11 protein-coding genes are annotated in these 12,432 nt (G+C 56.5%); 6 read left to right on the forward strand and 5 right to left on the reverse strand.

The window, feature by feature from the left end; translation table 11 throughout:
• Positions 1-290 precede the first annotated feature (290 nt).
• Genes FH061_RS28510 through FH061_RS28525 form a run of 4 tightly spaced genes read left to right on the forward strand, consistent with a single transcriptional unit; the run spans position 291 to position 4,692 of the window.
• A complete protein-coding gene (locus FH061_RS28510; protein WP_151639224.1) occupies positions 291-2,420 on the forward strand; it encodes a TonB-dependent siderophore receptor in 2,130 nt (709 codons plus the stop codon).
• Positions 2,421-2,431: 11 nt separating this feature from the next.
• Positions 2,432-2,755 carry an iron uptake protein gene (locus tag FH061_RS28515; RefSeq protein ID WP_151639225.1) on the forward strand — a complete coding sequence of 108 codons (324 nt, stop codon included), beginning with the start codon at positions 2,432-2,434 and terminating at the stop codon, positions 2,753-2,755.
• 1 nt (position 2,756) lies between these two features.
• Positions 2,757-4,373, forward strand: a complete 1,617-nt coding sequence (locus FH061_RS28520; RefSeq protein ID WP_151639226.1) for a PepSY-associated TM helix domain-containing protein — start codon at positions 2,757-2,759, stop codon at positions 4,371-4,373.
• Complete coding sequence (locus FH061_RS28525) at positions 4,366-4,692, forward strand: DUF3325 domain-containing protein (RefSeq protein WP_151639227.1); 327 nt, start codon at positions 4,366-4,368, stop codon at positions 4,690-4,692. The genes FH061_RS28520 and FH061_RS28525 overlap by 8 nt, the downstream gene beginning before the upstream one ends.
• Positions 4,693-5,038: 346 nt before the next feature.
• Here the strand turns inward: FH061_RS28525 and FH061_RS28530 are convergent, their stop codons facing one another.
• Positions 5,039-5,965: a LysR family transcriptional regulator gene (locus tag FH061_RS28530; protein ID WP_151639234.1), complete on the reverse strand. Its 927-nt coding sequence runs from the start codon at positions 5,963-5,965 to the stop codon at positions 5,039-5,041.
• Between the two features lie 133 nt (positions 5,966-6,098).
• On the opposite strand from FH061_RS28530, the gene FH061_RS28535 reads away from it, so the two are divergent.
• A complete protein-coding gene (locus FH061_RS28535; protein ID WP_151639228.1) occupies positions 6,099-6,851 on the forward strand; it encodes an SDR family NAD(P)-dependent oxidoreductase in 753 nt (250 codons plus the stop codon).
• Positions 6,852-6,930: 79 nt separating this feature from the next.
• Complete coding sequence (locus FH061_RS28540) at positions 6,931-7,335, forward strand: nuclear transport factor 2 family protein (protein WP_151639229.1); 405 nt, start codon at positions 6,931-6,933, stop codon at positions 7,333-7,335.
• Between the two features lie 290 nt (positions 7,336-7,625).
• Here the strand turns inward: FH061_RS28540 and FH061_RS28545 are convergent, their stop codons facing one another.
• From FH061_RS28545 to FH061_RS28560, 4 genes are all read right to left on the reverse strand, one after another.
• On the reverse strand, positions 7,626-8,279 hold the full coding sequence (locus FH061_RS28545) for a glutathione S-transferase family protein (protein WP_151639230.1): 654 nt from the start codon (positions 8,277-8,279) through the stop codon (positions 7,626-7,628).
• Between the two features lie 445 nt (positions 8,280-8,724).
• Positions 8,725-10,056 (reverse strand): HD-GYP domain-containing protein, encoded by a 1,332-nt coding sequence (locus FH061_RS28550; RefSeq protein WP_151639231.1) that lies wholly within the window; start codon positions 10,054-10,056, stop codon positions 8,725-8,727.
• Positions 10,053-11,651 (reverse strand): bifunctional diguanylate cyclase/phosphodiesterase, encoded by a 1,599-nt coding sequence (locus FH061_RS28555; protein WP_151639232.1) that lies wholly within the window; start codon positions 11,649-11,651, stop codon positions 10,053-10,055. The genes FH061_RS28550 and FH061_RS28555 overlap by 4 nt, the downstream gene beginning before the upstream one ends.
• Positions 11,652-11,737: 86 nt before the next feature.
• On the reverse strand, positions 11,738-12,432 hold a 695-nt coding region (locus tag FH061_RS28560), incomplete at its 5' end, for an IS256 family transposase (RefSeq protein WP_151639233.1).

Raw genomic sequence — 12,432 nt, forward strand, 5'->3', positions numbered from 1 at the left:
TAAGCCAAGGCTTTAATTCCAAGCCGCAGTTCTATCAGAGTAACTTCAGACCCAACTTACGCGGGATACGGAAACGACGTAAATTTTCTGGTAATGCGAATCATTTTCAATTAAACTTGTGTCTTGTCAAGACAGATACTCGATTCCCCGAGTCTGTCAGGACTTGCGCATGGCATACAGCTTTTCTGCGCATAACCTTCGTCGCCAGCCATCCGGTTCATCCTCCGGCCAGCCAGCCAGTGGCCCGGCTCGATCGCATCGAGCCATATCGATTCCCGACAAGGATAGTGATGAACCGACGTCTTAACCCGCTCGCGGCTGCGCTGGCGGCTGCCTTTGCCATCCCCGCCGTGTGCCACCTGCCTGCATTTGGCCAAGCATCGCCGAACGAAGCAACCTTGCCCGAAGTCAGGGTCACCGCTGGCGCGGATAATCAGTCCTATCGAGCGATACGCCAAGGTTCATCAGGTTTTGTCGAGAAATCGCAGCTCGATACTCCATTCCAGGTGAATGTGTTCACCGAGCAGCTGATGAAGGACCAAGTGTCGCGGTCGCTGGTCGACGTGACGAAGAACGATCCTGCAGTAGTGCCGAGCAACGCGATGCCGGGCTACTACGACGGGGTCAACATCCGCGGCTTCGAGTTGAACAACTGGTCCGGTTATCGCCGCGAAGGCTTGATGTTCGCGAACCAGGCCAGCCAGCCGATGGAGAACAAGGAGCGCATCGAGATCGTCAAGGGCCTCTCCGCGCTGCGTTACGGCTTCACCAATCCCGGCGGCATCGTCAATTGGGTACTCAAAAAGCCGACCGCCAAGCCGCTCGCCGATTTGACCGTGCATGCCAATGAATTCGGCGGCGTCGGCACGCATGCCGACCTTGGCGGCCGCTTCGGCAACGAGCGGCAATTGGGCTACCGCATCAATCTCGCGGCCGAGCGTGAGAGGACGCATATCAAGGAGGTCGAGGGCAACCGACGCATGGCAAGTGGCTATTTCGACTGGAGACTTAGCCGCGACCTGCTTGCCGAATTCGAGATCGAGCATCAGGAGCGCAGTCTGCCGCAGCAGGTCAACGTGTCGTTCAACTCATTTGCCCCAGGCGTGGCGCGCTTTCTTCCGACAGCAGCAGGGGCGACGACCTTCCTTGGGCAGACATGGGGCACATACCCTACCGAAATGACGAATACCAGTGCGCGCTTGATGTGGAGTTTGAACAACGCTTGGATGCTGCGCACTGCCGTGCAATACAGCGATCTCTGGCGCGACCAGCAGTCTGCAGGCATCCGGGCAGGTTCACTGCAGGCGAACGGCGACTTCCAGGTGACCACCTTCTATTCACCCGACCAGACCCGTCGCGCCTTGACCACTGAAACCGCGTTGGAAGGCAATTTCGAGACCGGCGGCATAAAGCACGAGCTTGCCGTAGGGATTGCCACAATGGACCACAAGGTGCGCTTCGGCGATTCCCTCACGCCGGTACTCGGCGCATCGAACATCTTCGCACCCATGGCAGTTCCTGGTCCGATCGGCCCCGGTCTGCCGTCGACCATGCGCAGCCGCAATCGCGAGAGCGCACTGTTCGCCGCGGACTACGTCACTCTCAATCCGCAATGGAGCGCATTCGTCGGCCTGCGTCACACTCGCCCGGACTATATCACCTTCGACAACACACAGATGCAGACCGCGGTGTATGACAAGGCAGCGAACACCCCAAGCGCTGGCGTAGTGTTCAAGCCGGTGCCGAGCGTTTCACTCTACGCCAGCTATGCCGAGGGCATCGAGCAGGGCGGCACCGCGCCGGCCACCGTCTCCAACCGCAACGAAGTGCAGCCGCCGCTGGAGAGTAAGCAGCTTGAAATTGGCATCAAGTCCGAGGTTTTCGCCGGCGCGACGCTGAGCGCCGCCGCCTTCAAGATCGACAAGGGGCTGGAATACGTGAATGGCGCCAACGTCTACGTGCAGGACGGCCGGCAGGTGCATACCGGCGCCGAACTGTCGCTCTCGGGCGAGATCGCGCGGGGCTTGCGTCTTGTCGGCGGCGTGATGTGGCTCGATCCGCGCGTCGAGCGCACGTCCAACACGGCCATTCTCGGCAAACGGCCGGTGAATGCGGCACGCCGGCAGGCCAGCCTGTACCTGGACGCCGACGTTTCGGCCGTGCCGGGCTTGGCATTGTCGGGTGGACTGTTTCATTCCGGGGCGAAGGCGGTCGACGCCGCCAACACCTTGTTCGTGCCCGGCTACACGCGCTTCGATCTCGGCGCACGCTACGCGACTCGGATCGCAGGCAAGGCGACCGTTCTGCGCGCGTACCTGGAAAACGTCACCGACAAGACCTATTTCAACTCTACCAGCTTCGGTTCGATGCAGTTCGGCTCGCCGCGTGCGCTGCGGATATCGGCCAGCACGAGCTTTTAACCGGCCAGCCCATGGCGACAACCGGTAAGCAAGCCCTGAAGGCGGCAATCCTGCTTACGCTGCGGGCGACCGCAAGCGTGGTCGGCGGTTTCGGACTGACCACCGCATGGGTGGGGTTGGGCAGCGTTGCGCTACCGCTGCTGTTTGGCATGGCGCGCAGTGAAGCCGTCCTGTTGAGCGCCATGCTCGGCTTCATTCTTTACCTGGTGCTGTTATTGTGGGCGTTCGCCGAAGCCAGCCTGTTGCGCGTGTGGGTGATTTTTTCGGCTGGCGGCGCGACAGCCTTCGGCTTGTCGCGATGGCTGGCATCGATGCTTGCTGTTTACGGAGGCTGACATGGAACCGACGTTTCGCAAATCGATGGAATGGCTGCACACCTGGGCCGGTGTAATCATCGGCAGCGTGCTGTTCGCTATTTTTTGGATGGGCTCGCTGTCGGTCTTCGACCGCGAAATCGACCGCTGGATGATGCCGGCTACACGCCTCGGGGCACCGCCGCCGGCCTCGCTCGATACGATGGTGAAGCCCGTCGCGGAACAGCTTTCCGTTGGCTCCCCACAATGGTTCGTGAGCCTGCCGAATGACCGGATGCCGGTCTTCCGCGTCGGCTATCGCGATGCATCAGGCGGGTTCGCGCGGCGCTACATCGACCCGGCGAACGGAGATCTGCTACCGGACGCCGGCACGCACGGTGGAACGGGGTTCATCTTCCCGTTCCACTACAGCCTGCATATCAAATGGATGGACCTCGGCTACTGGCTGGTAGGCCTTGCCGGCATGGGGATGCTCGTCCTGCTGGTATCGGGCGTGATCATCCACAGGAAGATTTTCCGCGAATTCTTCACCTTCCGCCCGCAGAAGCAGGTGCAGCGGGCAAGCCTGGACCTGCACAACCTGACCGGCGTGCTGGCCCTGCCTTTTCATTTCGCAATTACCTTGTCGGGATTGATCATTTTCTATGCGATCTATTTTCCATGGCCGGCCACGCTGCCATTCCAGGGAAACAAGGAGGCGTTGCAGGCGGAAGCCTTTGGCGGGTTCAACCGTCCCAAGACCGGCGTGCCGGGTCGACTGGCCTCGCTCGATGCCATGGTCAGGGATGCAGAAGCCCGTTGGAGCGTCCACCACGGCGCACCGGTCAGCGCCGACTTCGTGCGTGTTGTGCATCCAGGAGATGCGGCGAGCTTCGTGCAGGTCCGCAGCGTGTTCCCTTCAGACACGGTAGCGATGGACCGCGGGGTTGCCGTCTATGACGCCGGCAGCGGGACCCTGATCCGGGAACACTACTCTGCACCGGTACGCAGCGTGCATGCCTTCATCGCCGGCATGCATTTCATCCAGTTCCAGCATTGGACGCTGCGCTGGCTTTACTTCCTTGGCGGCATGGCCGGATGTGTCATGATCGCCACCGGCTTCCTGTTCTGGCAAGGATCGAGACGGGCGCGGCACGCCCAGCAAGGCTTGGCAGGGGCGCCCCTGGTACAAGGCTTAACCATCGGAAGCGTGACCGGAATCATCATCGCTACGTTCGCTTTCTTTGCCGTCAACCGGCTACTTCCGGCGAATGCGGAATTCGCCGGCGCCGGCCGCGCCGCATTTGAGATGTCTGCGTTCTACCTGGTATGGTGCGGCACGTTCGCTCATGCGTGGCTGCGGCCGGCAAGGGCATGGTGCGAACAGGCATTGGCGATCGCAGCCCTCGCCGTGCTGGCCGTGTCGCTCAACTGGCTCAGCACCGGCGATCACTTGCTGAAGACGCTTGCGGCGGGAAGCGCAGGAGTGGCCGGCATGGACCTGATGCTGCTTACAGCCGCCGCGCTAGCCGCGCTGGCTGCCCGGCGCCTGGGACGGCGACACGCCGTTCCCGCGCGGCACACTGATCGCCGGACCCGCGACAGAAACGCGCGCGGCGTTGCGGCGGTCAAAGCATCGCAGCAGGCTCGCCATGATTGACGCGATGTTCACTGTCGTTGCCGGAGTAGCCATTTACCTGGCTTTCGCTTGGCTGGCGTTGCTGCAGGAGCGGCACTGGGAATCGGTTGCCGGCGTGCGCAATTTGCCATGTCCCAGTCCTGGGGCTAGACCACGCTGGCAGCGCTGCGCGGCATTGAGCATCACCGCCGGCTTAATGCTATGCATCGCCTCACACGGTCTGGGCTTCGGCACCATCCTGTGGTTCCTTCTGCTCGCCGTCTGCACAATGGCCGTAGCGTTCACGCTGGCTTGGCAGCCTCAGCAGTTGTACAGGGTCGCCAGACTGATGTCCTTCTAGAGGCTTGGAGAGGATTTTATTTCAGGTCTCTGGAGCAGCCGCGCTTGTCACGTCGCTTGTGACCTGGGTAGCTCAAGCGGGATGAGGAACCGGCATTGTGCTGTGGACAGGGCTATTGACCATCAGCGCGCTGGCGGTAGCGATGCCGCACAGTTACCGATCATGGTGTCTTGCGTTGCGCTCGCACGAATCTCCCAATGCGAGGATGGAGCTGTAACTATTACGCATAATGCTAAAAGAATCCTGGAACAATTTTAGAACCATATGCGCAAGCCCTTCGGGCCAGAATGTCCTCTGTTGAACTACGGCGCTCTACTTCTACTAACTACTTCTTCAGGATACGAAATCAGTACCCCGCCTTTGCGCTTATCCATTTTGGATTGGACAGTCGGTCCGCAAAAAAACGGGCCAATACCTCTACCTTGGCAGGCCGACTTCGTGCCGACGGCGTCACAAAGTACAATCCGCCCTCTTCCATGAACCAGTCAGTCAGAATTGTTTCCAAGCGGCCATCCGAGAGGAATTCGGACGCAATGAAGTCCGGCAGTTCCGCTACAGCCAGTCCGGCAAGGATCGCAGGGATCATCGCATCGGAATTTGTGACGCGCAATCTTCCGTCCGGCACGATCGTTTCGTGTTTGCCTTCTTTGTTCATCAGACGCCATACGTCATTGCGGGCCCGATAGGCATACCCCAGGCAGTGCTTAGGATCCAAATCGCCAGGGTGCTGGGGCCTGCCATGCTTTTCAAGATACGCAGGTGCCGCAACAATCAGACGGGACACCGGGCATAGCTTCCTGGCCACCAGCGACGAATCCGGCAGCACCGCTATCCTCAAGGCCGCATCGAATCCATCCCCGACCAAGTCAACGGTGGCATCGGACAGGTGAAGGTCAATCGACACGTTGGGATACGCTGACAAAAAGTCGGGCAATATCGGTGCGACCCACTTCAGACCAAACGACATCGGTACGGCTAGCTTGATTAGGCCGCGTGGTTGCACCGATAACTCTCGGGCAATTCCTTCGACCTGTTCCGCATCATGGTAGATACGCGTAGCGCTCTCAGCGATGGTGCGCCCGAACTCCGTCAGTGCCAGTTGGCGAGAGGTACGGTTGAAAAGCCGCGCACCCAGCCGCTCTTCCAGTCGCCCAACCGCACGGGACACGGTCGCCACCGACACATCCATCGTTCTGGCAGCAGCAGCGAACGAGCGCTCCTCCACCACTTTGGCGAACATCGCCAGTCCTTCGAAATCGGGAAGCTTCGACATCGTCAAATCTGCAATGATGGTTTTCAATCTTTGCCATTTTAAAACATAAGCGCTCCCGATAAGCTTTCTCCTACCGACCCAGCAACCGAGCAACCCAGCAACCCAGACCACCTTTCTTGCAAGGAGAAGCACCATGACACAGAAACTCAACGGAAAAATCGCCCTCGTCACCGGCGGCACCAGCGGCATCGGCTTGGCAACGGCCAAGCGATTCGCCAGCGAAGGCGCTCATGTTTTCATTACCGGTCGCCGTAAGGCCGAACTGGAAGCGGCCGTTGCCGCCGTCGGCAATGCCACTGGCATTGCTGTCGACTCGTCCAGATTGTCTGAGCTTGATACTTTGTTCGCCCGGATCAAGGAATCCAAAGGCCGTATCGACGTCCTATTCGCCAATGCAGGCGGTGGTTCGATGCTGCCGCTGGGTGAGATCACCGAAGAACAGTTCGATGACACGTTCGGCCGCAACGTGAAAGGTGTGCTTTTCACCGTGCAAAAGGCATTGCCTTTGCTGTCCAACGGCGCCTCCGTCATCCTGACAGGCTCCTCTGCAGCCCAGACTGGAACGGCGGCCTTTAGTGTTTATGCCGCATCCAAAGCTGCGGTGCGTGCGTTCACCCGCAATTGGATTCTCGATGTCAAGGACCGCAACATCCGCTTCAATACCATTAGTCCCGGGCCCGTCAAGACACCTGGACTGGTAGATCTGGCCGGTCCCGACGCAGCCCAGCAGCAAGGCCTCCTGGACTACCTGGCGTCTCAGGTCCCGATGGGACGGGTCGCGGACCCGGATGAAGTTGCAAAAGCCGCAGTTTTTCTGGCGTCGGACGACGCGAGCTATGTCAACGGCATTGACTTTGCCGTAGATGGCGGCTTGGCTCAGGTGTAATGCCAACCAATCTTAACCACCGGCTGCCACTTCTGCACTTGCGCAGTAATGGGCTGCAGCCGGTGAAAAAGGAACGAGAATGACCACCGCAAATCAGCTACTGCAACAATACCTTGGATCAATTGGCAGTCCTGCAACCGCGGCAGCACTGTTTGCCGATGACGGCATTCTGGAACTGCCCTATCTCGCCTCACTCGGTATTGCGCCTCAAGCACAGGGACACGCAGCAATTGAAGGCTTCATTGCATCGCTGCTTAAGAAAGTGCCTGACTTCCGTTTCAAGAACGTACGAATACAGATGGAGACAAGTGACCAGGTCTTTGCCGAGTATGACGTCGAGGCTGTAGTTGTTCCAAGCGGGCGCATCTATCGTCAGGCTTATGCTGGCCGACTTGTCACTGACGGCCGCAAGATCACGCTGCTACGTGAATCGCTGGATACAGTTGCTGCTGCTAAGGCGTTTGGCATCGCGGTGTCGACGTAGCTGCTCGAAGTCGCATGCTGAAGGTGACATTTTTGCCATAATGTCGATTTATGGACTGTCCGGCCGCCATAGCAGCACAAAAAGTTCAAATACGCCTACTTCTTGTTCAATTCCAGCTTTTGGTGGCTAGCTAATAATTTCAGGATGCGGCCCGTTCCTGCCTGTTGGGCCTTAGATAGCGGCCTCTCAACGTTCGAGGAGAAATGGCATGCCCTGATTTTGCGGAGCGTATCTGGTTGCTTGAAAGGGTGGGCGTCATGTGTTTAGCGGAGTCGCCACGCTTGCGCCGGTTACCTGCTTGGGTGAGCACCAGTGAAGACAGCCAATTGAGCAGCGAAAGCACGCTTGAAGGCGGGGCGCGCTTCGCCGCGGGCGACATAGGCAGAGAGATTTGGATATTCTTCCAGTATTCCAGATTCTTTAGACCTGAATAGCACCGCTACCATCAGAAGGTCGCCCGCGGTGAAGGTGCCATCGAGCCAGTCGGCATCGCCAAGTCGACGGGAAAGTTCATCGAGCCGTTTGCGAGCGCGATCCTCGAGGACAGGCTGGCGTTCCTCATACCAAGGCTTCTCACGCTCCAGGAGCATGGCGACTTCGCAGTCCACGAGCGGCGGCTCCATCGTGTTGAGCGCAGCGAACATCCATGTGATCGCGCGTGACCTGGCATTCGCATCGCTGGGCAGGAGGCCAGCATGGCTTTCCGCGATATGGAGCACGATCGCCCCTGACTCGAATAAGGTGAGATCGCCTTCTTCGTAAGTCGGAATCTGCCCGAAGGGATGAAGAGCGAGATGTTCAGGTTCCTTCATCCCCGTGAATGAAACAAGACGGACGTCGTAAGCCTGATTCACTTCCTCTAGCGCCCAGCGGACGCGCATGTCACGTGCCTGCCCCTTGCCGCGATCCGGGGACTGTTCAAATGCGGTAATAATGGGGGTCATTGGAAGACTCCGAATGATAAGCATCGAAGCATTTTGCGACCATTTTGTTGTTTGGGAAAGTGAGATTCAACGTAGCCGTAATTACACGGCCACTGCTCACACAGACAGAGTCACCCGCACAATCGGGAAACCACGTTTTTGTTTTACATGAGGAAATATTGGCCGCTTGCATAGAGCTTTCGCCAAAGTAAGGTACGCGCCAATGGCTCATTGTGCCGTTGTTGAAACGCAAAGGACCGGAATCTTACCGTTTTAAAGCAAGGTAGGCAGCAAGCTATTACTTTAGTAAAATTATTTGGAACACGCCTCCGGCAAATCCGCATGGATGCTGTCTCGCGCTAACTTCGTAAACCGCACCAATAACGAAGGCACCCTTTTTAGGCTTCTTGGTGGTCATTGCTTCTGTCACTAAATATCCCTTTCGGGATTATTTCATGACCCCGCTTTACACAGAAATTCTGACAGGCTCCGCTTGGAAGACTTTCCGAATGTGATCTACGATAGGAGCACAATCCGGAAGGTGAGAGGTTCGCCGCTCGATTTCGAAAACTAAATCGTCTATGACGCGATCCATTTCGACCAACGTCACGTTCAACTCGGGAAGCACCGTAGCATCCTCTCCGGTCAAGTCCAGACACTCAAGAAAATTAGTAGAGAGTCCAGCTTGCATCGCCAGCGACTGGATGCTCTGTAGCCGCTGGCCTATGAAATCCAGCGCCGCGGACTGTTGATGATTCTTGAATGTTTCTTCGAGTGCAGGCCAAGCACCTAATACGGTGGTTAATCGCGTGAGCTTTCCAAGCACTTCAATATCGGAATCAAATGCTGGATCGATCTCTTCCTTGGTCTGAAGAAGCTCATCTGCGACCGACAAGTATCGGGAGTCGAGCCGACCGGTATTCAAACGTATTGCAATGCGAATCTGGCGTTTTCTTGAGCGTCGTGCAATTGTCTCCACTGTTTCCGCGACTGCGATGATCCGCGCTTCCGTGCAGATTTTCTCCTCAGTCAGCGCCGACGGATATCCGCTTACATCTAGCCGTTCGTGGTGCTGCAAAACACCTTGCAATACATTGGGTGGAATATTCTGCATCTTCGCCAATATGGCATAACTGGTAATCGGGTGGACGTGGATAAACCGGCGTTCACTGCCCTGGATCGCTCTTCCTTTTAACAGGATCGCCGGGTCTGTATGCATTTCACCGAAATCATGACAAATAGCGGCTAGAAATAGATTCTGCAGCGCTTCCTGAGTCAGTCCAATTCGTACACCCAAGCTATGGGCTATGACGGCTGTTCTTAGCGAATGAAGATACAGTTCGTTCCGATCATCCCGCATGACCGTCAGGCGGAAGAGCAACGGTGCAGGTATGTCCAGAGTGCCCAGTATCGATCTATACCCTTGCGGTTGTCCGGAACGCATTGTGATATTTCGCAATACCGGATCTGTAGATATGATGCGCTCGAGATCGCGTACCATGGTAATTTCGTTAACCGAATCAGCCACACAAAGTACCATGTCAAGAGGAAGCTCTAGCCGGTGAGCAATCAGGTGCAGATGAGTGCTTTTATTGATCCGCGCCCCCTTAGCTAATAGCTTCATGCCGTTCTCGGCATAGATATCCTGTTGTGCGATGACTTCATTTTCCTCACCTACTCGTGCGACCGCTTGTATGAAATGAGGGTTTTGATCAACCGCGATTAATTGGGCTTGCGTTTTTCCCTGAGTATCAGGATGCAACGACGTACCGAGTCCATTACGTGCATCGGCCATCATGCCAATCCAGATCGTTGATTGCCATGGACGCACACTCGGCTTCGCCCTGCAGCCTTGGCCTGATACATGGCCTCATCCGCACAGCGTAGAAGCACATCTCCCGTACTTCCATGGCCTGGATAGGTAGCTACTCCAAGACTGGCGCCTATTGATACCTGACTGCCTTGAATACTAAAGGGCATTAAAAGCGTTTCAAGAATAGTTTGTGCAACTGTGGCGGCGTGTTCCTCTGTGTTGATAGTAGGAAGGAGCACCACGAATTCGTCTCCCCCGATCCTTGCCACCGTATCGGAATCACGTAGACATTGTGTTACGCGACTTCCAACTTCCTTGAGTAACATATCTCCCGCCTCATGCCCCATTTGATCATTAACAGCCTTGAACTTGTCCAGATCAAAATAGATCACTGAGAAACAAGTGTTTTCCCTTTTCGCACGTAGCAAGCACTGACGTAAGCGATCCGCGAAAAGGTGCCGATTCGGCAGTCCGGTAAGCGAATCATGTTCGGCGAGATACTTGACTGCACTATCTTCCTGCTTCCTGGAAGTCACATCACTGTATGTGCCAATCATACGGACAGGCTTACCGTTTTCGTCTCTACGTACCACCATCCCTTTGGCCAGTACCCATCGCTCTCCATTTTCAGAGGCAAGTACGCGGTGTTCTACCTTGTAGTTCGGAGTTTTAGCACGAAGATGCATTAGCAAGGCTTGTTCTACATGTACGAGATCTTCGGGATGGACAAACTTTTGCAGCGTTTCCGGCGTGGCACGAAGCACATCCGCCGCAACGCCAAGGAGTTCCCTGCTGCGACGTGAAAGCTGCAGTGTGCCGGCACGGATATTCCAGTCCCATACTCCGTCTTCAGCCCCGGACAACGCCAAGTTCCAACGTGCCTCGCTTTCGGCCAACGCCGCCATTGCATTTGCCTTCTGACGCGCGCTTGCGAGAACGAAGTAACCAATGCCGATGATCAGCATGGTCATGCCGATCCCGGATAGGATATACACTCGATATTGCTCGCGATACCGATCAAATGTTACCTCTTCAGCTTGGCCGACAAGCACGGTCAGTTCATACTTCGGTAGCGATCGCCAGGCATTTAGACGCTTAATGCCATCGACATCTGAAGCCTGAAGGTAAAAGCCGGTCAAATGAGGACCACTGCGTTGAAATTGAGAATTAGCTATCTTTGTTCCCATGCCAATACCGTCTTCCTCGCGGGGCGATCTCGCGACAATTGCGCCGTCGGCGCGCACCAGAGTTACGGCAGCACTTTCACCGAGTTTGATGCGATGATAGAACCGGGAAAAGTAAGCTGGCGCAACGGATATGACGATGACACCATCGAAATGGCCAGTCACGTTGTAAATCGGACGTGTGAACTGAATCGACCATTGGTTGCTTATCCGCCCAAGTACTGGAGCACTGATAAATAGTCTGTCGATCTGACGCTGGGTATGTATCTTGAAGTGCTCACGATCACTTAAATTGATAGCTCTCGCATTTGGATCGATACTTGAAAAAACAAGTCTTCCCACGGCATCAAGGATACTGACCTGAAATGATACTTCGTCCTGCAGGTGCGCCTGCAAGCGGCTGATAATTTCTCGATATCCGTTTCGATCGCGTATGAGCTAATGTCAAATCTGGTGGATGCGGCATCTGAAGCATAGCTTGTTCAGGCGGCGAGTTTCTGTTGTTCCGGTGGATCGTCTTGCACCGGTATTCCGTCTCTGAACGGCACACCGTCAAGCAGTGGTCCGATCTTGTCAGCGCCACGAATCCTGCGCCATGATTTCTCGGCCTCCTCCATCAGCTTGAACGCCAGTCCCAGGAATGTCGCCCGCGACAGGCAATTGCGCGAGCGTGTGGTTCGATGCCGCACCGTCGCAAACGTCGACTCGATCGGATTGGTGGTGCGTACATGTTGCCAGTGCTCGGCCGGGAAGTCATAGAACGCCAGCAGGCTGACTTTGTCCTGAACGAGCTTGTCGGTCGCTTTTGGATACTTCGCTCCGTAAGTGGTGATGAAGCGGTTGATCGCCGCCATGGCATCATCTCTGGTGGCGGCCATAAAGATGCCTTGCATGGCCGCCTTCGCTTTGGCCTGCTGTGATGCCGGCAAGGCATTCAACACATTGCCCATCTTGTGGAACCAGCAGCGCTGTGCTCTGGTGGCCGGAAACACCTCCTCCAGTGCCGCCCAAAAGCCCATGGCGCCATCGCCGGTGGCTAACAAGGGGCCTGCCTGCAAACCACGTGCCTTCAAGTCCAGCAGCACCTCCTGCCATGACGCCTTTGATTCACGGAAGCCGTCGGCAATGGCAACACGCTCCTTCCTGCCTTCTGGCGTGACACCGATGATCACCAGCA

The sequence above is a fragment of the Noviherbaspirillum aerium genome (genome assembly GCF_008929045.1).
Taxonomy (GTDB): Bacteria; Pseudomonadota; Gammaproteobacteria; order Burkholderiales; family Burkholderiaceae_D; genus Noviherbaspirillum; species Noviherbaspirillum aerium.

Coding starts and splice junctions, on each gene's coding strand:
- FH061_RS28510 (WP_151639224.1), top strand. CDS start 291: ATGAACCGACGTCTTAACCCGCTCGCGGCTGCGCTGGCGGCTGCCTTT.
- FH061_RS28525 (WP_151639227.1), top strand. CDS start 4,366: ATGATTGACGCGATGTTCACTGTCGTTGCCGGAGTAGCCATTTACCTG.
- FH061_RS28520 (WP_151639226.1), top strand. CDS start 2,757: ATGGAACCGACGTTTCGCAAATCGATGGAATGGCTGCACACCTGGGCC.
- FH061_RS28545 (WP_151639230.1), bottom strand. CDS start 8,279: ATGACCCCCATTATTACCGCATTTGAACAGTCCCCGGATCGCGGCAAG.
- FH061_RS28535 (WP_151639228.1), top strand. CDS start 6,099: ATGACACAGAAACTCAACGGAAAAATCGCCCTCGTCACCGGCGGCACC.
- FH061_RS28550 (WP_151639231.1), bottom strand. CDS start 10,056: ATGATGGCCGATGCACGTAATGGACTCGGTACGTCGTTGCATCCTGAT.
- FH061_RS28515 (WP_151639225.1), top strand. CDS start 2,432: ATGGCGACAACCGGTAAGCAAGCCCTGAAGGCGGCAATCCTGCTTACG.
- FH061_RS28540 (WP_151639229.1), top strand. CDS start 6,931: ATGACCACCGCAAATCAGCTACTGCAACAATACCTTGGATCAATTGGC.
- FH061_RS28530 (WP_151639234.1), bottom strand. CDS start 5,965: ATGTCGAAGCTTCCCGATTTCGAAGGACTGGCGATGTTCGCCAAAGTG.